Genomic DNA, 21,431 nt, shown 5'->3' with positions numbered 1-21,431 from the left:
AATAAAGTGTGGTGAACGAGATGGAAGATCGGGAAATGAGCGTAGTAGAACATATTGTTGAGCTTCGAAAAAGAGTAATATATACGGTGTTATCCTTTGTACTATTTTTAATTATTGGATTTACTTTTACAAAGGATATTTATTTTTGGCTTGTAAAAGATTTACCAATGAAATTAACTGTTCTCGGTCCAAGTGATGTATTGTGGATTTTTTTCTCGATTGCTACAGTATTTGCTATCGTTTGTACAATTCCTTTTGCTGCTATACAAATTTGGTTATTTGTAAAACCGGGTTTACATCCAAATGAACAAAAGATGACAATAATGTATATACCGGTATTGTCTATATTATTTCTCGCAGGTTTATGTTTTGGATATTTCATTGTAATGCCGTTTCTATTTCACTTTTTAACTACGATAGGTAATGAAATGTTTAATACGATGTTTACGACAGAAAAGTATTTTCATTTTGTACTTAATTTAACAGTTCCATTTGCTGTGATTTTTGAATTGCCAGTCGTTGTAATGTTTTTAACTAGTATTGGAATACTTACGGCGGAATTTTTAATAAAAATAAGAAGGTATGCTTACGTAGCATTAATTATCATTGCATCTTGTATATCACCGCCAGACTTTTTATCTCATAGTTTAGTTGCAGTGCCGCTTATTTGTATTTATGAAGTAAGTATTGCGTTATCAAAGGTTGTTAGTAAGAGGAAAAAGAAAAGAGAAGAAATGCAGTCGAAAAGTGCCTCGTTATAAAGGCACTTTTTTATTTATTTGTTATACTATAGCTATAAACGTATACAATATATAGAAGAAAAAAATTATAGAATCTCCAAAATTTAGACAAACTTTGCGCTTTTATAAGCTTATACTAAATGTATTAAACAATTGATGGATAATGAGATTCCCGTCTCAGAGATATTTAGGACGGGAAGGTGAATTAGGTGAAGATGAATAGAGTATAAATCTTCTAGCCATAAGGACTACAGAAATCATATAAGTCTGATTTTACTCCACTTTAAACAACGTGTTACAGCGCAAAGTAGAGGAAGTTCAAAAATCCAATGAAAAAGAGGATTGATATTGTGATTACGAAAAGTTTTTATTTCACTCATTCAACAGGGGATTGCATTAAAATATTCGAAATCCCTGTCCTACAGGCACAGCATCCATTATCGTTTCTAATTCAGTCTCGTCTTCAATTATTTATTGCAAAAATTCAAAGACAAAAACACCCAAGATTTTCGTATTCTTTCCGTGAATATTTACAAAATTGTTTGAAGTGGAATGATTATTTAAATGTATATAAAACAAATACCCTTGAAAAAATGCATGATACGAAGTACGGACAGGGTTAGTAAACTCTGTCTTTTTCATTTTAGATATGAAAATATAATTAATTTGATGAAATTTCGTTCCAAATTGTTGAAAGCAATGGGAATACTAGTATAATAACAAGGAGAGCGTATTGGAAAGGGAAGAAGTATAGTATGCAAAAAATTAAAATTGTAACAGATTCAACGGCAGATTTATCACAAGACGTAATCGAAAAGTATGACATTCATGTTTTACCATTATCAATCTCTGTAAATGGACAAACATATTTAGATCGCGTTGATTTACAACCTGACGAATTTATTGAAGAAATGATTAAATCAGAGGAATTACCAAAAACATCACAACCAGCTATGGGTACATTTGTAGAAATGTATGACAAGCTAGGGGAAGATGGAAGCGAAGTCCTTTCTATCCATATGACAAGTGGAATGAGCGGTACTGTAGCAACTGCAAATAGCGCTGCATCAATGACTGATACAAAAGTAACGGTTGTTGATTCTCAATTTATTACACATGCTTTAGCATATCAAGTAATTGAAGCTGCAAAAATGGCAAATGACGGACGCTCACTAGAAGAAATTTTAAAACGTGTAGATGAAGTAAGAAAGAATACTCGTTTATATGTAGTAGTGGATACATTAGAAAACTTAGTGAAGGGTGGACGTATCGGTAAAGGAAAAGCGTTTATCGGTTCGCTACTTAATATAAAGCCAATTGCTAGTCTTGAAGACGGTGTTTATAATCCTGTAACGAAAGTTCGTAGCCAAGGCCAAATTGTAAAAACATTAGCTAAGTTATTTGAGCAAGATACGGCTGGAAAAGTCGTAAAAGCTGTTGCAATTCCGCATGCGAAAGCAATTCCTTTAGCTGAAAGTATGAAAGCGGCGGTTGAAAAAGTGAGTGGATTTGCTCAATCAGAAATTTTTTATACAACGCCTATTATTAGTACTCATACAGGTCCGGGCGCAATCGGATTTATGTATTTAGCAGAGTAATAAAAAAGCTACTTGAAAATATATTTCAAGTAGCTTTTTTATGTAAATAGAAAGTAAGAAATAAGAAGAGCTACACAGGCACTACCGCTAATGATATAGCGAGTCTGTAAATATTCATTCATAGAAAACACCCTTTATCCCGCTATTTGCGGACAGTAAAACTCTCTACCTCAAATTTAGCTGGAGCAAAGAGGTTAGGTAGCGGGCTGCCCGTAAAAGCTTGATTGGTGAAGGCAAATAATCAGTGGGGATGAAGAAATCCCACTAATTAAAGTTTCACTATAGGATTTTCTATATTATATGTTGGATATAGAAAATCAGTCATTACGTTACACATGTAAAGTTTCAATTTTTTCGTTTATTTGCTTATCATTTGTTGCGTTACTATAAATAAAAGTTTGACCTAAAAAGAGTACATGCAGTTGTTCCCACGGTAACATGCGCAAATTCCAATTATTTCGAAGTCTAGTTATTGCTTCACGAGGTGTTTCATCGGCGAGTGCAAAAGCTCCGTAATGCATTGGTATAAAATGTGTAGCGTTTAAATCTAAATAAGCTTGCACGGCCTCTTCAGGTGAAACATGAGATACTTTCATAAACCATTCTGGTTCATAAGCGCCAATGGGCATAAGAGCAATATCAATTAAAAAGCGTTCACCAATTTCTTTGAAACCTTGGAAATAGCCACTGTCGCCACAAAAATATATGGTTTCCATAGTCGTTTCATTATCAATAATCCATCCGCCCCAGTGAGACGTATTCATATCAAATAAGAATCTTCTCGTCCAGTGCTGAGCAGGTACGAAGTGAAAAGAAACTTCGTTAATTATCGTACTTTCCCACCATTTATACTCTTCTACATGTTTAAATCTCTTACGAGTAAATAATTTTTTTAATCCAATAGGTACAAGATATAGAACATCATCATTCAACTGACGAAGAGTTGAAAAATCTAAATGATCATAATGACCATGTGAAATAAGGACAATATCAATTTTAGGTAGTGCTTCTATAGAGAGTCCAGGTTCTGTAAGTCTTGGAACTAGCTTTAATTTATTAGCCCATACTGGATCTGTTAATATATTAAGTCCATTCGTTTGGATAAGAAAAGTGGAATGCCCAATCCATGTGATAGTCGTTTTTTCAACATTACTTTGCAAAAATGCACTTTGTTTAACGGGTGATTGTTCTACTAAGAAAGAAAAATCTTTTTTGTTTTGCTTTCGTTCTTTACGCCAGCGTAAAAAAGAGCGAATTGATTTTTTTGTACTAACATTATCCATATTTTCATAGCGCTTTGCCATGAACATCACCTCATTTAAAGTCGTTGTATTTGTATTGTACCGAAATGTTGTTAAGGAATACAGTGTAAAACATGGATTAATGTTTAAGGAATTGTTAAAAAATAGGGAGAGGTATTTACAAAAGTAACAATGAAATTAGTTTTATCACTTTTATTTAGAGAAATAATAGTAAAAAAATATATTTTGTCTAGTAATTCGCTTGAAATAAAGAAGTAACATACGTAAATTCGTACGATTTCGTGAACAAATGTAGTAAACAATTTTCTCGTAGTGTTAACTTTTGTTATTATAAACATAACCTATTTAAATTTAGGATAGAGAAAAGAGGTTTATAAATGAAGCGTTATCAAAAAATAATTGGTCTTATGGTTGTATTTTGTCTCTTTGTACTTGCTGGATGTAGTGAATCAGGTTCAAAGCTTCGTAAACCATTAAATTGGGATTTAGAAACCTTCCAATTTACAAATCAAGATGGAAAGAAATTTGGTACAAAAGATTTAAAAGGGAAAGTTTGGGTTGCAGATTTTATGTTCACAAATTGTCAGACAGTTTGTCCACCAATGACTGCAAATATGGCCAAGCTTCAAAAGATGGCAAAAGAAGAGAAATTAGACGTTCAGTTTGTTTCATTTAGTGTAGATCCAGACCTTGATAAGCCAGAAAATCTGAAAGCTTTTATTCAAAAGTTTACAGAGGATACTAGTAACTGGAATTTATTAACGGGGTATTCGTTAGAAGATATTACAAAGTTTTCAAAAGATAATTTCCAATCACTTGTTGATAAGCCGGAGAACGGTCAGGTCATGCATGGGACATCATTTTATTTAATTGATCAAAACGGAAAAGTAATGAAAAAGTATAGTGGCATTAGTAATACGCCATACGAAGACATTATACGTGATATGAAGCGATTAGTGGGTTAAAAATAAGGGTGCATAGCACCCTTATTTTTTTTTGTATTAGTCTATCGATAAAATGTCATGTTGCTGGGGAAGTTTCGGTGCACGAATTTCTAATACGCCGTTTTGATAAGAAGCTTTTGCCGCTTTTTTATTAATTGAATACGGCAATTTAATCAATCTTGATGCTTCTGAAATGGAACGTTCTCGGCGATAATAGTTATGGGATGTTTGTTCTTCTTCCTCTTCAAGTATCTCTTCTTTTACAGAGACTTTTAAGTATTCACTTTGTATTTCAATTTGGATTTGTTCTTTTTGTATACCTGGTAGTTCAGCTGTAACAACGAGTTCTTCACCAACTTCATATAAATCTACAGGGAATGTTAATAAACGGTTTCCTTTTTGGAAAAAATGATTTAAATCAGCGATTACATTGCGAAGAGGTGTTTGCTCGAAGAAATCATCAATTTGCTTTAAGTAATTACGAACCGGTGGGCGAGAAGAATCTTTTTTTTCTTCACTCATGGTATTCCCTCCTAGAAATCAATTTGCAATATCATATGACAAAAGCGGAGAAAGGTGAGTGCCTAGTTTTCATGTTTTCATAAAAAATTGTTAAAAATGTGAAATGGAGTGATTTTTTTATAGTTTTTGGTCGCCATATTCAGTTGATTATGCTAGTATAAATAGGGTTGATATAGTAGTATAGAGACAGAATGAAAACTGAAAGAGGGTAAGAAGTATGTGTGGTTTTGTAGGATGTTTATGTGAAAACCCTAGAGAGTTTTCAGAAACAGAAAAACATCAATTTGAAAATATGAACACGATGATTTTCCACCGTGGTCCAGATGACGAAGGATATTTTCGTGATGAACATGTACAATTTGGCTTCCGCCGTTTAAGCATCATTGACTTAGAGGCAGGACATCAGCCGCTAACTTATGAAAATGATCGATATGTAATTATTTTTAATGGTGAAATTTACAACTATGTAGAATTACGTGAAATGTTAGTTGAAAAAGGTGCAACGTTTGCAACGCAATCTGATACAGAAGTTATCATTGCATTGTATGCACATATGAAAGAAAAATGTGTAGACTACCTTCGTGGTATGTTTGCATTTATGATTTGGGATCGTGAGGAAAAGAAACTTTTCGGTGCACGTGACCACTTCGGTATTAAACCTTTATACATCGCACAACAAGGTGATACTACATTCTTCGCATCTGAGAAGAAAAGTATTATGCATGTGATGGAAGATAAAGGCGTTAATCCAACGTCACTACAACATTACTTTACGTACCAATATGGTCCAGAGCCAGAAACGTTAACAATTGATGTTAATAAAATCGAGCCTGGTCATTATTTCGTAAAAGAAATCGGTAAAGAGATGGAAATCCATCGCTACTGGAAACCTTATTTCAACGCTTCAAGTGCAACGAAAGAGGAGCATATCCAAGCAATTCGTGATGTGTTATATGATTCAGTAAAAGTGCATATGCGTAGTGATGTACCAGTAGGTTCATTCTTATCTGGTGGTATCGATTCATCTATCATCGCTTCTATCGCAAGAGAAATGAATCCAAATCTTTTAACATTCTCTGTTGGTTTTGAGCAACGTGGTTTCAGTGAAGTTGATGTTGCGAAAGAAACTGCTGAGAAATTAGGCGTTAAAAACCATAACGTATTCATTTCAGCGAAAGAATTTATGGATGAGTTCCCAAAAATCATTTGGCATATGGATGATCCTTTAGCTGATCCAGCAGCTGTACCATTGTACTTCGTTGCGAAAGAAGCACGTAAACATGTAACAGTTGTTCTTTCTGGTGAAGGCGCAGACGAGCTATTTGGTGGTTATAACATTTACCGTGAGCCAAACTCACTAAAAATGTTCTCTTACATTCCTAGCCCAGGTAAGAGCGTTCTAAAAGCATTAAGTGGTGCTCTTAAAGAAGGATTTAAAGGTAAGAGCTTCCTAGAGCGTGGATGTACACCAATTGAAGAGCGTTACTATGGAAATGCTAAAATTTTCCGTGAAGAAGAAAAAGCTGAATTAATGAAGTATTACAATGAAAGTGTTAACTATATGGATATCACGAAACCATTGTATAACGAGATTAAAGATTATGATGATGTAAGTAAAATGCAGTACATTGACATGTTCACATGGTTACGCGGTGACATTTTATTAAAAGCTGATAAAATGACAATGGCAAACTCATTAGAACTTCGTGTACCGTTCTTAGATAAAGAAGTATTCGATGTTGCATCTAAAATTCCAACTGAATTTAAGATTGCTAACGGAACTACGAAAGCTATTTTACGTGAAGCAGCACGCGGAATCGTTCCAGATCACGTATTAGATCGTAAAAAACTTGGATTCCCAGTACCAATTCGTCACTGGTTAAAAGACGAAATGCATGATTGGGCTATAAATATTATAAACGAAAGTAAGACAGAGCATTTAATCGACAAACAGTATGTATTAAACTTACTGGAAGCACATTGTGCAGATAAAGGCGATTATAGCCGTAAAATTTGGACTGTACTTGCGTTTATGGTATGGCACCAAATTTATGTTGAGCATAAATACGATACGAATAAGTTCCATGAAGAAACAAAACGTGCGTATAGCTTAGTTTAATTAGAAAAACCTTAAGATCGCATACGGTCTTAAGGTTTTTTTCATAAATAGGAAGTATTATTGATACAATAATAGTAAAAGGATGGACAACATATGATTACGTTTGAGAAAGTTACTGTAGAAAATGAAAGCGTTGTTAAAGAAATGTTTAAATCGCATAGTTTAGGTGAGAAAAAGGTACAGTACTGTGTGAAAGTTGATGATACATATATTGGTGTAATAGATTATAGTGTACAAGAGGAACGGGCTGTTTTATCACAGCTAATTATTCATTTTGATTACCAAGGTTACGGTTATGGTACAAATACGTATTTTACATTTGAAGAAATGATGAAACAAAGAAATGTGAAAGAAATAAAAGTGCTACAAGAGAAATTAACAGAAAAGGCGAAGTCTTTCATAGAGAGTTTTGGTTTTACTTCAGAAGATGAAGAGTATGTAAAGAAAATATAACGATGATTATTTATGCGATACAATAAATATAAGGCAGGTGGATGTATGACGATGACTTCTGGTCTTGTATTAATTGGAGGGTGCTTTATAGTAGCAGAATTATGTCATATAATCATTCGGAAAAGAATGAGTAAGAAAAAAAAGCCATATGAATTACAATACATCCCTGTCTTTTTCATTATGTTTTGTATGCTTAGTACATTACAAAATCTAATGAACTTTCCACCACTTGTAAATGTTTTTTTAAAGTTTGGTCCACTTTATAGTGGTGTTGGAATAGCACTTTTATTTATTTTATTTTGCATACGTTATGTTCACTATCAATCGTATATATTTATTTTAAATTGGTTAAAGCAAGATGATAGAAACCGCCTTACATAAGGCGGTTTTTTTATTTGCAATTGTAACAGAACTTGTACATTTCACATAAAATAGGACGAGTAGAAATGCGAACATATTACAAGAAAGGGGCGGGGCAATAAAATGAAACTTGTTATAGACGCAGGGCACGGTGGATATGATTCTGGTGCTGTTGGTAATGGTTTAGTAGAAAAAAACTTAACACTTCAAATTGCTAGACGCGTTCGAGACATTTTAACGGTAAATTACCCAATTACAATTAAAATGACACGTGATAGTGATGTGTTTATTTCTTTATCGGAACGTGCTAATATTGCTAATGCTTTCAGTGCGGATTATTTTATTTCATTTCATATTAATAGCGGCGGGGGTACAGGTTTTGAAAGTTATATTTATAATGCGTTATCCAATAGCAGCACTGCATATGCAAAGCAACAAAAAATGCATACAGCTGTCAATCCTGTATTAATAAAATACGGTCTTCGTGATCGAGGAGCAAAAAAAGAAAATTATGCGGTATTAAGAGAAACCGCAATGGATGCAATTTTAACTGAGACTGCTTTTATTGATACAGCGTTTGATGCGAATTTGTTAAAAAATCCACAATTTATTGAAGATCTAAGTCAAGCGTATGCAAATGGAATAGCAGCTATTTTGGGAGTAGCTCCAAATCCACAACCCCCTAACCCACAACCGACACCTCAAACGAAGGGAATCGCTTATGTTCTTGGGAAAAATGTAAATTTAAGAAATGGTCCATCAACTTCTTCCTCAGTTATTCGTCAATTAAATTCTCCAGAATCTTACGTTGTATATCAGGAAAGTAACGGATGGCTAGATTTGGGGAATGGACAATGGGTGTATAATGATCCTTCGTACATTAATTTTGTAAAGACAAGCAATAGTGATGGAAGCCCGATTGGGGTTGCATATATACAAGGGATGAATGTAAATTTAAGAAGTGGTCCATCAACTACATCTGCAGTTATCCGCCAATTAAATTCTCCAGAATCTTATTTAGTATATATAAATGAAAATGGTTGGTTAAACCTTGGGGGAAATCAGTGGGTATATAATGACTCAGCGTATATTAAGTATACTCAATATTAGGAATTGAAATGATAGTGCAATATGGATGCGTATCCTTGTTATGTATAACAAGGATACGCATTTTAATAACAACATTATTTTTCATACTTATGCACTATGTTTTAAAAAGAAACATTAGAAAAGCGGATAGAATCTAAATAGTATATATAAAAAAAGTTATCTTATATACATTGACAATGTATGTAAGATACATTAATCTTTAAATGTTAATGATAATCGATTTCATCTAGGGAGGACATATGATACATACTAAAAAACTAATTATGTTCTGCATTATGATACTCATGGTTGTAATTGCAGGATGTAGTAAAGAAGAGAAAAAAGAAAATAATATATCAGCGAAAGCAAAAGGTCCATATACGGTAAAGCATGCAATGGGTGAAACGACAGTAAATGGTACACCTAAAAAAGTTGTTGTTTTAACAAATGAAGGCGCAGAGGCTCTCCTAGCTGTGGGCGTAACGCCAGTGGGGACTACGAAACCACGTGCTGGTGATGAATGGTATCCTCATTTAGCGAAAGAGTTAAAAAACACGGAAGTTGTAGGAACTGAACGTGATATTAATTTAGAGGCTGTAATGAAGCTTAAGCCAGATTTAATTATCGGAAATAAAATGCGTCATGAAAAAATATATGATCAGCTAAAAGAAATCGCACCAACTGTTTATGCAGAAACATTACGCGGTGATTGGAAAGAAAACTTTACACTTTATACAAAAGCTGTAAATAAAGAAAAAGAAGGGCAAAAAGCTCTTGATGATTATAAAAAACGCATTGAAGGAATGAAAGAGAAGTTAGGCGATAAATTGAATTCTAAAGTTTCTATTATTCGTTTCGTGCCAGGTGATGTTCGTATTTATCAAAAAAACTCATTCTCGGGCGTTGTTTTAAATGATATTGGATTTAAACGACCACCATTACAAGATAAAGATGATTTTGCGATAAAAGGAATTACAAAAGAGCAGATTCCAAATATGGACGGAGACTACTTATTCTATTTCACGTCTGATAAAGATGCAGATAAGAATAATGAAGGAAATTCGTTAGCAAAGGAATGGACAGAAGATCCACTCTTTAAGCAACTACAGGCTTCTAAAAATAACAAAGTATTCCAAGTAGATGAGGTAATCTGGAATACAGCAGGCGGTATTAAAGCTGCGAACCTTATGTTAGATGATATTGAAAAATATTTCCTTAAATAAATGATAAAATACATCACTTTTACGAAGTGATGTATTTTTTGTTTGTGAAAATACAGAAAATTCCTTCTTTCAGGGTGTCATAAGTTGTACAATAAAATCAATCATGTGATAAAGGAGTGGGGAAGAATGAAAGCTACTCATAAAGATTGGATCTTGTTTAATGGGAGAATGATTAATACGAAGGAAGAACAGCCGATGGTCGCATTAGAAGAGCGAGGCTTCCAATTTGGTGATGGGATTTATGAAGTATTTAGACTATACGATGGCAAGCCTCATTTATTAGATTTACATTTGGAACGATTCTTTAACTCTATGGCGGAAATAAAACTAATTCCACCATTTACGAAGGAAGAATTAGTAGAAGAGTTATATCAAATGATTAAAAAAAATCAATTTCAAGAAGATGGGAATGTATATTTACAAATATCAAGAGGTGCACAACCGCGCAATCATGTATATGAATCAGATTTACAACCGACATATTTTGCAAATCTTGTTTCGTTCCCAAGACCAGTTGCTTCAATGGAGGCAGGGATTAAGGTGACAGTAGAAGAGGACATCAGGTGGAAGTTTTGCCATATAAAATCTTTAAATTTGCTTCCTAATATCATGATCAAAAACAAAATAAATGAACAAGGGTATCAAGAAGCAATATTAGTACGAGATGGCATTGTGACTGAAGGGTGTCATTCCAATTTCTTTATCGTGAAGAATAATAAGTTGATTACACATCCAGCGGATCATTTCATTTTACATGGTATTACACGTCACTACGTAATTACATTAGCGAAAGAGTTACATATCGATGTAGAGGAACGAGAGTTTTCATTACAAGAAGTATATGACGCTGAGGAGTGCTTCTTTACAGCGACGCCGCTTGAAATATTCCCAGTCGTTCAAATTGGTGATGAACAGTTCGGGGCTGGTGAAAGAGGACCAATTACGAAAAAACTACAAGCTGCATACGAAGAGAGTATTCGTTTATTTAAAGTGACAAATTAATTATGAAGAAAAAAGCTGGTATTCTTCCGGCTTTTTTTCATGATATAATTCAAGCATAGGACAAGTTTTGAAAACGCTGTAAAAAGGGGATTTAATATATGAATTATGAAGATTTTAAAGAAGTAATTCACGGAAGACGAAGTGTTAGAAAGTTTACAGATCAAGAAGTATCTACTAATGATATAAAAGAAATAATTGATTGTGCTCGTTACGCACCAAGTGATACGAATTCACAAACGTGGGAATTCTTAGTTATCATGAATCGAGAGAAGATTAAAGAAATTGAACAAATGACATGGGATGCATTACATAAACTTGCGACAAAAGCAGCAGAAAATGGAGAAGAGAAAGCAGGGAAATTACTTACACGTTCTTTCGGACCATATGCAACAGCTTTCTCGGAGGCACCAGTATTAATCGTATGTTTGGCAACACCATATGAATCAAAGTTCCGTGAAAAGATATTTGATCCAATTGCTTTTGTTCCAGATTCAGTTTGGGAAGAAGAAGGCATTAAGAGTAGCTGTTTAGCGGCACAAAACTTAATGTTAGCTGCACATGCAAAGGGACTTGGTACTTGTCCAATGACAGGGCCAGTATTGCTAGCTCAAGATGAACTGCGCCAATATTTACAAATTGAGCCTGAAAAACAAATAAATATGGTTATTTCACTCGGATTTCCGAAAGATAAACCGAAGAAACTTCCAAGAAAAGAAGTAGATGAGATTACAACGTGTGTTTTTTAATTGCTGTATAGAAAAGACATTGAACTAACAATGTCTTTTTATTTTTGAGGGTATGTAATTCATATGTTGGGCTAAAATGATAGATAAGAGGGAATTACTATTTATTTCATAAAAAAATTAATGTTCTATTAAGGAAAGTATGATACATTAATCGTGAGCAAGATTCTATTTGTTCATGAAAGTGTTGAAAGTAGTCTCAAAATTTAAAAGTTATTTTTGTATAATAAATTATAATGAAGTTACAGGGGGGATGAATTTTGAAAAAATTCATAATCACTGGATTGTCTGTATTGTTATTAGTTGGTTGCGGTGCTCCACAGGAAAAAGAGGACGCGCAATCAAAACAGGAAGAACAAGTTGTAAACGCAAGTGATGAGAATATGGTTGTATTTCCTGAAGGAGCAATGTCAATTGGAGAAGGGAAAGTAAAAGTTATTACTCCAGATGGTACTTCTGAAAACGGCAATATACCGACTGTATTCATCAAAAAGGATACGTTAATTCAGCAAGTTGAATTAGAACTTTCTAATTTTCAAAGTGATAAAGAAACATTCGTATTTGTAGATCAAATGTATACGGATAAACATCAAGTAACTAGTACAACGCAGACAACAGTGCAGTTAAAAGAAAAAACGCTGGAAACAGGTAGTCATACAATTACTGCAGTTCAGTATGAAAACAATGACCCGAAAGGAAAGGTTATTAGTTTTAATCAAGCAACATTTGAGACAAAACCAGCGTCTTAATATGAATAAAAAGTACATTACTCAAAAAGTAGTGTGCTTTTTTGTTTGGACTAGAGTGTGCAAGAGTGAATAGCTTATTTCATTTTCTAATACGATTAAATAGGAAGTAATCACTTGTTACTACTATGACAGAGAAAGAGGCTGAATACGTGAATCGGTGTATTCGTATCATTTTGATTAGCCTAATGATGGCAGTAATTTGGTTTACGATACAAGAGTTTATGCAAATAACGCTCAATTATCAAATTCATGACTTGTTAATAGGAGCTATTTGTTTTACCATTGTTTATCTATTATATCCCGCACTAACGGGCAGTAAGACCTTACCTTAAAACTCGGTATAGGTGAGGAGATTAGGTGGGAGATCAACTGCCTGTAAATGCACGATTGATGAGGGCTGATAATCATTGGAGATGAACAACCTCTCCAATGATTAAAGTTTCACTTTATGATAAACTCGGATTAAGGTGAGTTTTGCAAGAAAAATGTAGGTATTTCATTTGAAATGTCGAATAGTACATACGATGTCGTAATAACAAATTTTCTATTGTTTACTGTGAAACAGGAGAAGGAGAGATAGTAATGAAACGAGCTCTTATAAATATTGATTATACATATGATTTTGTAGCTGAGAAAGGCGCTTTAACATGCGGGAAACCAGGACAGGAAATTGAGAAGGAAATTGTACATATAACGAAGCAATATATTGAAAATGGAGATTACGTTGTCTTTGCTATTGATAAACATGAAGAAAATGATGTATATCATCCAGAATCAAAGTTATTCCCGCCTCATAATATAGCTGGTACAAATGGAAGAGATTTGTTTGGTGAATTACAAGATGTGTACGAAACATATAAAAATGCAGAGAATGTATATTACATGGATAAAACACGGTATAGTGCATTTGCAGGAACAGACTTAGAGATGAAGCTAAGAGAAAGAGGAATAGCAGAAGTTCATCTTGTAGGTGTTTGTACTGATATTTGTGTTCTTCATACAGCAGTAGATGCGTATAATAAAGGGTTTAAAATTGTTGTTTATGAAAAGGCAGTTGCATCTTTTAATGCGCAAGGACATGAATTTGCACTTGGACATTTTAAATCTTGTTTACATGCAGAAGTGAAATAAAAAAGAGGCCTTTAAAAAGGTCTCTTTTATTTGTCATTGTTCATTGAAAACAGCTACCGCAACGCCTACTAAATTGAGTGGTCTTGATCCGACAACTTCTCTAATTTCTTCGATATACCCTATTGTAGGTAACCTCCTTAAGGAAAAATAAGAGCATATAAACTATTCGTTATTATATAAATATATTCCTCTTTATAAAGATGAGAGATGTCAAATATCTCATGTGTTTTATTTGGTAAAATATACATCAAAAAAGGTCAAATAAAAACTTTGACCTTTTTTGACCAAATGTTATAATAAAGGCAGAAAGAGATAATCTTTCATTCATAAATAATAAGGAGGAAAAAATATGCGTAATTTATTTCCAGAGATAACAAAACGTCAAAATGGTATTTTTGATTTTGGGCCTTCTTTATTAGAAGGGATGACAGATGCTTTCTTTAAGCCACTGAACATGGATACTTTTAAAGTAGATGTTCATGAGCAATCTGATAAATATACTGTGAAAGCAGATTTACCAGGTTTTCAAAAAGAAAACATTCAAGTTGATTTTGAACTAGATGTATTAACGATTCAAGCAACTAACCATAATGAAGTAGAAGAAAAAAATGAGAATGGCACATATATTCGTAAAGAACGTTCTATAGGTTCTGTAACTCGACGCTTTAGTTTTAAACAAGTTGAGGAAAAAAATGTTAGAGCAAATTATAAAGATGGCGTGTTGACAATTGAATTGCCAAAATTGAAAGAAGAAAAAAGCAGTAAGACAACAATTAATATCGAATAAAAGAGCTGATAAATTCAGCTCTTTTTTTACGTAGTTAATGAATAAATTAGTTGAAATCGTAATGAGCTGAATAAAGTTGTAACGTTGAAAAAATTTCACGATTTGCTCCCCCTTAGGTTATTAAAAAGGGTATATTTAAAGGGAAAGGAAAAGAACATCTAGACATACTGTATAAACTGAATTAGTAATAAAGTCAAAATACATAGTAAGGGTAGTGGCATTTTAGATTAGGATAATAGATTTTCCTAGAAAAAACTGAGACGATTATGAATTTCTTAATTAGTAAGGAAGTGGATGGATGAGTTTATTAACGTATACTGAAGAATTTTTTAATTATGTAAGGGAGTTTTTACTTTTAAGATTTTTACTATTTGCTTTAGTTTTAATCATTATTTCGTTTGTAATAAACCGTATTATTGATTGGTTTTTTAGGAAATCAAGCTTTTTTGATGAAGAGGTAGAGCAGACGATTCAAAGTGTAATTCGATCTATTTTTAGATATATCATTATCATCAGTCTTATCATATATTTAATTAGCCAATTTGTAGATATAAAAAGTATTATTGCAGGTGCAGGGATAGCTGGAGTTGTCATCGGTTTTGCTGCACAACAGATGCTAAAAGATGTTATATTAGGTTTTGCAAGATTAGCGGACAAAGAGTTTCGAGTTGGTGATTTTGTAACTTTTAACGGAACAAATTCAGGAACTATTGAAGAGATTAGTATTCGTTTTATGCAAATTCGTGAATGGTCAGGAAAACTACTTACCATCCCGCACGGAGAGATTAGAACGATACAAAATTTTAATAAAGGATGGATGCGTGTAATTGAACGCATCACGGTAAGTTATCAGGAAGATCCAACAAGAGTGAAGGAATTGTTAGAAGAAGTATGTGTTATATGCAATGAAAAATTGAATCAAACTCTTTATAGAGTAGAGGATGAGGCTGTTGAACCATTTAAATACGTCGGTGTTACAGACTTAAATCCTAACTTGAAATATGTTGGCTATGAATTTTGTATTACAGGTTTAATAAAGCCAGAAGATTATTTTGAAACTTCTAGACAAGTAAGATTTGAATTAATGTCTATGTTCCATAAAAATCAAGTGCAAATGCCAGCAGCGAATATGGTTGTTACTACTGAAGGTTTACAGCATATCCATGGTGGACAATCTTTATCGGACAGCTAAAGTAGAATCGTTTGTTAACAAAAATTCTGATTCCGACATTGGATAGAATAACAATAATAAAATGATTGATATAAAGAAAGGGCTGAAGGAATTCGGTTCTTTTTTCATTTATAGAATTTAGAAATTTCTTAATGTTATAATTGTAGTTGGTGAGGAAAATGAATTTTGAAGAAAAAGAGATGCATCGTTTAGAAGCATTAAAAGAAATTGCTGAATTATTAAATGAAGCAACAAACTTACAGGATATGTTAGAAAAAGTGTTGCATACATTGTTACAAGTAATGAATTTACAAACAGGGTGGATATTCTTTATTGATGAAAGTGGAAAGCATAGCATGCTTGTAGACGAAAATTTACCAGAAGCTCTTACGTGGCAAGAGAAGAAGCCGATGTGTGAAGGAAACTGTTGGTGTGTAGAACGTTTTGTAAAGGGGAGATTGGAAAAAGCGACTAATATTATTGAATGTAAGCGAATAGAAGATGCAATTGAATGTAATTGGGGAGAGACAGAAGATGTTACACATCATGCGACAATTCCGCTTAGGTCTGGATCAGAAAAATTTGGTCTACTAAATGTGGCTGCACCTCATAAGACTCATTTTTCAGAGGAAGAGTTAGCATTATTAGAATCAATTGCATTTCAAATTGGAACGACAATACAACGTATTCAGTTAGTTGAGAAAGAACGTAAATATGTAGTGGTAGCGGAAAGAAATCGACTTGCACGTGATTTACATGGTTCAGTAAAACAATTGTTATTTTCTATTATGCTAACAGCGAAAGGTACTCTGAATATGACGCAAGATAGAGAATTGCAAGAGATGTTAAGTTATATTGGGGAATTATCACAAGAAGCATTACAAGAGATGACGCTATTAATTTGGCAATTAAGACCTGAAGGATTGGAGAAAGGATTAGCAGAAGCAATTCAAAATTACGGGAAGTTATTAGGAGTTCAAGTGGAAGTTCGAATTGATGGGATGGTTTCAATGGGGGATGAAATAGAAGAAGTTTTATGGCGTATTAGCCAAGAGGCGCTACATAATTGTAAAAAGCATGCTTCGTGTGAAAAGGTACATATTCTTTTGAAAATAGAAAATAACCAGTTACATTTTTACATAGAAGATAATGGAATAGGATTTATACAAGAACAAGTAAGGGAATCAGCACTTGGTCTGAAAAGTATGAAGGAACGTATTCAGTTAATGAAGGGATCGTTTCAAATTATAACGGAGCTGAAAAAGGGTACAAAAATAGAAATTCAATTGCCGATTTGAAGGGGAGAATAAGATTGAAGATTAAATTGCTACTAGTTGAGGATCATCATATCGTTCGAAGAGGACTTGTATTCTTTTTGAAAACGAGAGAAGAATTTGAAATTATTGGGGAAGCGGAAAATGGCGAAGAGGCATTACATTTCGTGCAAAAAGAAAGACCAGATGTCGTACTAATGGATGTATCGATGCCGAAAATGGATGGAATTGAGGCAACAAAACGTCTAAAGCAATATGATGAGACAATAAAGGTACTTATATTAAGTAGTTTTTCAGAGCAAGATTATGTTATACCAGCACTTGAAGCTGGAGCAGATGGTTATCAATTAAAAGAAGTACAACCTGAGCAACTTGTCGCTTCTATTATTGCAGTACATCAAGGAAATGCGAATTTTCACCCGAAAGTAACACCTGCATTAATGGGGCGTTCTGCAGTAAAGAAGGAAGTAGAAAATCCTTTTTCAATGTTAACGAAAAGAGAGCAAGAGGTACTTCGCGAAATTGCGAAAGGAAGAAGCAACAAGGAGATTGCAGCAGAACTTCATATTACAGAACAAACTGTGAAAACACACGTTTCAAACGTTTTAGCTAAATTGGAAGTGGATGATCGTACGCAAGCCGCATTATACGCAGTGAAACATGGAGAGAATTATTCATAAGCATGAATAATTCTGTTATATCGTATGACAGAATACATAGGAGCAATTAAAAATTATAGTAATCCCTAATATAGGTTTTTCTTCTTTCGATAATTAGGTACAATAAAGTGAAACGCTAATCAGTGGAGGACCATCCCCACTGATGATTAGTTCAACTAATCGGTTTTTACAGGATAAAGCTACGATGGAAGGGGAGGATATGCTATGCCTGGTACAAGAAGTGGGATTGGAAAGATTCAGGCTTCGTTAAATGGTTTATCACCGAAATTGCGAAGTATTGCCGAACATATTTTGAAACATCCACAAGATGTTGTACATAAATCTATTACAGAATTAGCTGAAGTTACGAATAGTTCCGAAGCTACGATATTCCGCTTATGTAAAAACCTTGGTTTGCAAGGTTTTCAAGATTTAAAGATTACATTAGCTCGTGAAATTGTACATACACCGATGCAAAATATCCATGAAGAGGTATCAGCAGAAGATAGTATGGTAACTGTTGCTAAAAAAGTTTTTCATTCGCATATTACAGGACTGCAAGATACTTTACATTTGCTTAATGAAACGGCACTTGAGCAGGCTGTACGAGCCTTACAAGAAGCAAGTCGAATTGAGTTTTATGGAAATGGTGGCTCTGGTATTATTGCAATGGATGCGTATCATAAGTTTATGAGAACGGGTATTTCTTGTATCGCTCATACTGATTCGCATTTTCAAATTATGGGGGCAGGTTTACTCTCGGAAAATTCAGTTGTTATTGGTATTTCTCATTCTGGTAGCAATAAAGGATTACTTGAAGCGTTAGAAGTAGCGAAAGCAAGAGGAGCCAAAATTATTGCGATTACGAGCTATAAGAAATCAGCATTAAGTCAACTTGCTGATATAACGTTATATACATCAACACGTGAGACTGAATTCCGCACAGAAGCAAGTTCATCAAGATTAGCACAGTTAAGCTTATTAGATACTTTGTATGTAGGGTTGTCGTTGCAACGACAAGAGGAAACTCTAAAAAATTTACAAAGTATACGTGAAACGATTTCGATGAAGCGAATATAAAAAAAGCTCTTCAAATGAAGAGCTTTCAGACTGTAGACAAACTATTTTTGGAGAGTTCAAATACTAAAAATAGTTTGTCTCTTAATTTATAGATAATTTATCCAATAGCATTTATATGTAGTGCTTTCTATACTACAATTTACTATAAGTGAGGAAGGTGTCTTATGAAAATATCTGTTTATGTTGCAAGTGCATTTAGCAAGGATCATAAAGGCGGAAATAAAGCAGGAGTGGTATTTATTGAGAATACATTGACCACTACTCAAAAAATGGAAATAGCCAAACAACTGGGCTATGCGGAAACCGCATTTATATCAGAATCTGAAATTGCTGATTATAAATTTGAGTATTTTACACCAAAAGAAGAAGTTGATTTATGTGGTCATGCCACAATTGGCTCTTTCGCGATACTGATGCATTTAAATAAACTTTTCAGGAATCGCTATACGATTGAAACGAACAGCGGTGTTCTTACTATTACTATAAAAGATGACATCATATTCATGGAACAAAATAAACCGATATTCTATGATGTTGTATCTCCAAACGAGTTCATCGACTGTTTTGATAGTAAAGATATAGAAAATAAATACCCAATTCAAATTGTCTCCACGGGCTTAAAAGATATTTTAATTCCTATAAAAAGTGAAACACAATTACATGCACTGCAACCTAATTTTGAAAAAATTAAAGAAATCAGCAAGTATTATAATGTTGTCGGGATGCATCTATATACTTTTAATGACAATCGAATTATATGCAGAAATTTTGCTCCGCTATACGACATCAATGAAGAAGCAGCGACTGGAACTTCAAACGGTGCATTAGCTTGCTACCTTTATGAACAGCACTACTTGCAAAAAGAAGTCTATGTATTTGAACAAGGCTATTCTTTACACTCGCCTTCTGAAATATTAGTTAAATTAGCAACCAATAGCAAAAATAAAATAGAAAAAGTTTATGTTGGTGGCAAAGGATATTACTGTGAAACTAAGTGTTTACATGTAGAAAATATTGAGTGAAGAGCTTTTTTATCGGTAAGAAGTTTGTTAATTTATTTTCTTTTAGAAATATGTGACTTACTTATAGTCAATGATAAACTCTCATTTTTAAAAATTTAAAATAAAGACCGATTTGTGTAATGATTCAAATATTGTTCATAATTTCACAAGTTGTTTATGAAGTGTCATGTTATGATGAAGATGTAATGATGATTGAACACTTAAATTTGGTACAATAACTAGCCAAAGTAGTGAAGAAAGTAGTTGTGAGATAAACTCATTAAAATGCTAAAACACTAAAGGGGAGATCACATATGAAAGCAGTAGTGGTTAATAAAAACAGCAAAGCAAACATCGAAGTGATTGAAAAAGAATTACGTCCGTTACACTCAGGTGAAGCGTTAGTAGATGTAGAATATTGTGGAGTTTGCCACACTGATTTACACGTTGCGAATCATGATTTTGGTAACACTGATGGCCGTATTCTTGGTCATGAGGGTGTAGGTATTGTTACGAAAATAGCTGATGATGTTACTTCACTAAAGATAGGTGACCGTGTAAGTATTGCATGGATGTTCCAATCTTGTGGACGTTGTGAATATTGCGTAACTGGTAGAGAAACATTTTGCCGTGAAGTTAAAAACGCTGGTTATTCAGTGGATGGTGGTATGGCTGAACAATGTATCGTTACAGCTGATTATGCGGTAAAAGTACCAGAAGGATTAGATCCTGCTCAAGCATCATCAATTACTTGTGCTGGTGTAACTACATATAAAGCTATTAAAGTATCAGATATTAAACCTAGTCAACCTATTGTAATCTATGGCTGCGGTGGATTAGGGAACTTAGCTATCCAATATGCTAAAAATGTATTTGGTGCAAAGGTAATCGCAGTAGACATTAATGATGACAAATTAACCTTAGCAAAAGAAGTTGGTGCTGATATGACTATCAATCCAATTTCTCAAGGTCCTGCTGATAAAATTGTGCAAGAGGAGTTTGGTGGCGCTTATGCTGCGGTAGTAACAGCAGTCTCTAAAGTAGCCTTTAACTCAGCAGTTGATGCAGTACGTGCTTGCGGTAAAGTAGTTGCAGTAGGGCTACCAGTAGAAACAATGGACTTAAACATCCCACGACTTGTACTGGATGGAATTGAAGTAGTTGGTTCTCTAGTTGGTACTCGTAAAGATTTGGAAGAGGCGTTTATGTTCGGGGCAGAAGGAAAAGTAGTGCCGGTTGTTCAAACTTGTTCTCTAGATAAAGTACAAAATGTATTCGAAGAAATGGAACAAGGTAGAATTCAAGGGCGTATGGTAATTGATTTTAAAAAACATAATTGTGATTGCAAATAATTCACTTTAAATATAAAAAGCATGAGTCTAGCAAAGGACATGTAAAAAAGTTAGACAGTATAAGAAGATGATCCCTGTATTTTGATATGATCCCCTTATAGTAGACAGTTGAAAGAAAGTTACTTTACTGTTTATTATGGAGGGGATTTTTTATGGGGAAAATTAGAAGAAC

The 21,431-nt window shown here is 33.8% G+C and carries 23 protein-coding genes and 1 pseudogene; 21 read left to right on the top strand and 3 right to left on the bottom strand.

Annotated features, from left to right (window positions below; translation table 11 throughout):
• Positions 1 to 20: 20 nt before the first annotated feature.
• From tatC to MR169_RS21305, 3 genes are all read left to right on the top strand, one after another.
• A complete protein-coding gene (gene tatC / locus MR169_RS21315; protein WP_000390120.1) occupies positions 21 to 761 on the top strand; it encodes a twin-arginine translocase subunit TatC in 741 nt (246 codons plus the stop codon).
• A gap of 329 nt (positions 762 to 1,090) precedes the next feature.
• The gene (locus MR169_RS21310) at positions 1,091 to 1,363 is read left to right on the top strand and encodes a DUF2535 family protein (protein ID WP_242319987.1); all 273 of its coding nucleotides are present in this window, start codon (positions 1,091 to 1,093) and stop codon (positions 1,361 to 1,363) included.
• 132 nt (positions 1,364 to 1,495) lie between these two features.
• On the top strand, positions 1,496 to 2,338 hold the full coding sequence (locus tag MR169_RS21305) for a DegV family protein (RefSeq protein ID WP_001169470.1): 843 nt from the start codon (positions 1,496 to 1,498) through the stop codon (positions 2,336 to 2,338).
• Between the two features lie 329 nt (positions 2,339 to 2,667).
• Here MR169_RS21305 and MR169_RS21300 read toward each other — a convergent pair whose 3' ends face one another.
• Positions 2,668 to 3,642, bottom strand: coding sequence for an MBL fold metallo-hydrolase (locus tag MR169_RS21300; RefSeq protein WP_016117735.1), 975 nt, complete (start codon positions 3,640 to 3,642; stop codon positions 2,668 to 2,670).
• A 335-nt stretch (positions 3,643 to 3,977) separates the two neighbouring features.
• Between MR169_RS21300 and MR169_RS21295 the strand changes: the two genes are divergently transcribed.
• Complete coding sequence (locus MR169_RS21295; protein WP_000833331.1) at positions 3,978 to 4,565, top strand: SCO family protein; 588 nt, start codon at positions 3,978 to 3,980, stop codon at positions 4,563 to 4,565.
• 36 nt (positions 4,566 to 4,601) lie between these two features.
• On the opposite strand, the gene MR169_RS21290 is transcribed toward MR169_RS21295, so the two are convergent.
• Entirely contained in the window at positions 4,602 to 5,066 is a 465-nt protein-coding gene (locus tag MR169_RS21290) for an Hsp20/alpha crystallin family protein (protein WP_001288085.1), read from the bottom strand.
• A gap of 217 nt (positions 5,067 to 5,283) precedes the next feature.
• Here MR169_RS21290 and asnB point away from each other — a divergent pair, with 217 nt between their 5' ends.
• The 10 genes from asnB (at position 5,284) to MR169_RS21245 (ending at position 13,935) form a co-directional block, all read left to right on the top strand.
• Positions 5,284 to 7,185: an asparagine synthase (glutamine-hydrolyzing) gene (gene asnB, locus MR169_RS21285; protein ID WP_242319986.1), complete on the top strand. Its 1,902-nt coding sequence runs from the start codon at positions 5,284 to 5,286 to the stop codon at positions 7,183 to 7,185.
• 93 nt (positions 7,186 to 7,278) lie between these two features.
• A complete protein-coding gene (locus MR169_RS21280; RefSeq protein WP_000627523.1) occupies positions 7,279 to 7,638 on the top strand; it encodes a GNAT family N-acetyltransferase in 360 nt (119 codons plus the stop codon).
• Between the two features lie 51 nt (positions 7,639 to 7,689).
• Positions 7,690 to 8,019: a hypothetical protein gene (locus MR169_RS21275; protein ID WP_242319995.1), complete on the top strand. Its 330-nt coding sequence runs from the start codon at positions 7,690 to 7,692 to the stop codon at positions 8,017 to 8,019.
• A 102-nt stretch (positions 8,020 to 8,121) separates the two neighbouring features.
• Positions 8,122 to 9,108 carry an N-acetylmuramoyl-L-alanine amidase gene (locus MR169_RS21270; RefSeq protein WP_044795542.1) on the top strand — a complete coding sequence of 329 codons (987 nt, stop codon included), beginning with the start codon at positions 8,122 to 8,124 and terminating at the stop codon, positions 9,106 to 9,108.
• Positions 9,109 to 9,347: 239 nt separating this feature from the next.
• Positions 9,348 to 10,310 carry an ABC transporter substrate-binding protein gene (locus MR169_RS21265; RefSeq protein ID WP_242319985.1) on the top strand — a complete coding sequence of 321 codons (963 nt, stop codon included), beginning with the start codon at positions 9,348 to 9,350 and terminating at the stop codon, positions 10,308 to 10,310.
• Positions 10,311 to 10,436: 126 nt separating this feature from the next.
• Positions 10,437 to 11,312 carry a D-amino-acid transaminase gene (gene dat, locus MR169_RS21260; protein WP_000648387.1) on the top strand — a complete coding sequence of 292 codons (876 nt, stop codon included), beginning with the start codon at positions 10,437 to 10,439 and terminating at the stop codon, positions 11,310 to 11,312.
• 98 nt (positions 11,313 to 11,410) lie between these two features.
• Positions 11,411 to 12,058 (top strand): nitroreductase family protein, encoded by a 648-nt coding sequence (locus MR169_RS21255; protein WP_242319984.1) that lies wholly within the window; start codon positions 11,411 to 11,413, stop codon positions 12,056 to 12,058.
• Positions 12,059 to 12,315: 257 nt separating this feature from the next.
• Entirely contained in the window at positions 12,316 to 12,804 is a 489-nt protein-coding gene (locus tag MR169_RS21250) for a putative periplasmic lipoprotein (protein ID WP_000713496.1), read from the top strand.
• A 125-nt stretch (positions 12,805 to 12,929) separates the two neighbouring features.
• Complete coding sequence (locus MR169_RS28380; protein ID WP_347408026.1) at positions 12,930 to 13,136, top strand: hypothetical protein; 207 nt, start codon at positions 12,930 to 12,932, stop codon at positions 13,134 to 13,136.
• 250 nt (positions 13,137 to 13,386) lie between these two features.
• A complete protein-coding gene (locus MR169_RS21245) occupies positions 13,387 to 13,935 on the top strand; it encodes a cysteine hydrolase family protein (RefSeq protein ID WP_242319983.1) in 549 nt (182 codons plus the stop codon).
• Between the two features lie 36 nt (positions 13,936 to 13,971).
• On the opposite strand, the pseudogene MR169_RS21240 reads toward MR169_RS21245, so the two are convergent.
• Positions 13,972 to 14,058 (bottom strand): annotated as a pseudogene (locus MR169_RS21240) (DNA mismatch repair protein MutT); the annotation flags it as partial.
• 226 nt (positions 14,059 to 14,284) lie between these two features.
• Here MR169_RS21240 and MR169_RS21235 point away from each other — a divergent pair.
• The 7 genes from MR169_RS21235 to adhP all read left to right on the top strand — a co-directional run bounded on the left by MR169_RS21235 (position 14,285) and on the right by adhP (position 21,259).
• Positions 14,285 to 14,722, top strand: coding sequence for an Hsp20/alpha crystallin family protein (locus tag MR169_RS21235; RefSeq protein WP_001245049.1), 438 nt, complete (start codon positions 14,285 to 14,287; stop codon positions 14,720 to 14,722).
• Between the two features lie 298 nt (positions 14,723 to 15,020).
• A complete protein-coding gene (locus MR169_RS21230) occupies positions 15,021 to 15,914 on the top strand; it encodes a mechanosensitive ion channel family protein (protein ID WP_000055434.1) in 894 nt (297 codons plus the stop codon).
• A 158-nt stretch (positions 15,915 to 16,072) separates the two neighbouring features.
• The gene (gene casK / locus MR169_RS21225; RefSeq protein WP_481746820.1) at positions 16,073 to 17,191 is read left to right on the top strand and encodes a two-component system sensor histidine kinase CasK; all 1,119 of its coding nucleotides are present in this window, start codon (positions 16,073 to 16,075) and stop codon (positions 17,189 to 17,191) included.
• Positions 17,192 to 17,205: 14 nt separating this feature from the next.
• Positions 17,206 to 17,847 (top strand): two-component system response regulator CasR, encoded by a 642-nt coding sequence (gene casR, locus MR169_RS21220; protein WP_000694629.1) that lies wholly within the window; start codon positions 17,206 to 17,208, stop codon positions 17,845 to 17,847.
• A 204-nt stretch (positions 17,848 to 18,051) separates the two neighbouring features.
• Complete coding sequence (locus MR169_RS21215) at positions 18,052 to 18,906, top strand: MurR/RpiR family transcriptional regulator (RefSeq protein ID WP_001119646.1); 855 nt, start codon at positions 18,052 to 18,054, stop codon at positions 18,904 to 18,906.
• A 164-nt stretch (positions 18,907 to 19,070) separates the two neighbouring features.
• Entirely contained in the window at positions 19,071 to 19,928 is an 858-nt protein-coding gene (locus MR169_RS21210; protein ID WP_000704317.1) for a PhzF family phenazine biosynthesis protein, read from the top strand.
• Between the two features lie 293 nt (positions 19,929 to 20,221).
• Positions 20,222 to 21,259, top strand: coding sequence for an alcohol dehydrogenase AdhP (gene adhP, locus MR169_RS21205; protein WP_242319982.1), 1,038 nt, complete (start codon positions 20,222 to 20,224; stop codon positions 21,257 to 21,259).
• Positions 21,260 to 21,431: the final 172 nt, after the last annotated feature.

Origin of the sequence: Bacillus cereus group sp. BfR-BA-01349, from assembly GCF_022663795.1 — a bacterium.
Classification (GTDB): domain Bacteria; phylum Bacillota; class Bacilli; order Bacillales; family Bacillaceae_G; genus Bacillus_A; species Bacillus_A cereus.
This window is presented reverse-complemented; position numbering and strand designations above follow the sequence as displayed.

Bases quoted from the DNA above. Each gene is read 5' to 3' on its own strand.
- MR169_RS21235 (WP_001245049.1), top strand. From the start codon at position 14,285: ATGCGTAATTTATTTCCAGAGATAACAAAACGTCAAAATGGTATTTTT.
- MR169_RS21275 (WP_242319995.1), top strand. From the start codon at position 7,690: ATGACTTCTGGTCTTGTATTAATTGGAGGGTGCTTTATAGTAGCAGAA.
- MR169_RS21295 (WP_000833331.1), top strand. From the start codon at position 3,978: ATGAAGCGTTATCAAAAAATAATTGGTCTTATGGTTGTATTTTGTCTC.
- MR169_RS21210 (WP_000704317.1), top strand. From the start codon at position 19,071: ATGAAAATATCTGTTTATGTTGCAAGTGCATTTAGCAAGGATCATAAA.
- MR169_RS21305 (WP_001169470.1), top strand. From the start codon at position 1,496: ATGCAAAAAATTAAAATTGTAACAGATTCAACGGCAGATTTATCACAA.
- adhP (WP_242319982.1), top strand. From the start codon at position 20,222: ATGAAAGCAGTAGTGGTTAATAAAAACAGCAAAGCAAACATCGAAGTG.
- MR169_RS28380 (WP_347408026.1), top strand. From the start codon at position 12,930: ATGACAGAGAAAGAGGCTGAATACGTGAATCGGTGTATTCGTATCATT.
- MR169_RS21215 (WP_001119646.1), top strand. From the start codon at position 18,052: ATGCCTGGTACAAGAAGTGGGATTGGAAAGATTCAGGCTTCGTTAAAT.
- MR169_RS21280 (WP_000627523.1), top strand. From the start codon at position 7,279: ATGATTACGTTTGAGAAAGTTACTGTAGAAAATGAAAGCGTTGTTAAA.
- MR169_RS21265 (WP_242319985.1), top strand. From the start codon at position 9,348: ATGATACATACTAAAAAACTAATTATGTTCTGCATTATGATACTCATG.
- MR169_RS21270 (WP_044795542.1), top strand. From the start codon at position 8,122: ATGAAACTTGTTATAGACGCAGGGCACGGTGGATATGATTCTGGTGCT.
- MR169_RS21230 (WP_000055434.1), top strand. From the start codon at position 15,021: ATGAGTTTATTAACGTATACTGAAGAATTTTTTAATTATGTAAGGGAG.
- tatC (WP_000390120.1), top strand. From the start codon at position 21: ATGGAAGATCGGGAAATGAGCGTAGTAGAACATATTGTTGAGCTTCGA.
- MR169_RS21245 (WP_242319983.1), top strand. From the start codon at position 13,387: ATGAAACGAGCTCTTATAAATATTGATTATACATATGATTTTGTAGCT.
- asnB (WP_242319986.1), top strand. From the start codon at position 5,284: ATGTGTGGTTTTGTAGGATGTTTATGTGAAAACCCTAGAGAGTTTTCA.
- casK (WP_481746820.1), top strand. From the start codon at position 16,073: ATGAATTTTGAAGAAAAAGAGATGCATCGTTTAGAAGCATTAAAAGAA.
- MR169_RS21255 (WP_242319984.1), top strand. From the start codon at position 11,411: ATGAATTATGAAGATTTTAAAGAAGTAATTCACGGAAGACGAAGTGTT.
- MR169_RS21290 (WP_001288085.1), bottom strand. From the start codon at position 5,066: ATGAGTGAAGAAAAAAAAGATTCTTCTCGCCCACCGGTTCGTAATTAC.
- dat (WP_000648387.1), top strand. From the start codon at position 10,437: ATGAAAGCTACTCATAAAGATTGGATCTTGTTTAATGGGAGAATGATT.
- MR169_RS21300 (WP_016117735.1), bottom strand. From the start codon at position 3,642: ATGGCAAAGCGCTATGAAAATATGGATAATGTTAGTACAAAAAAATCA.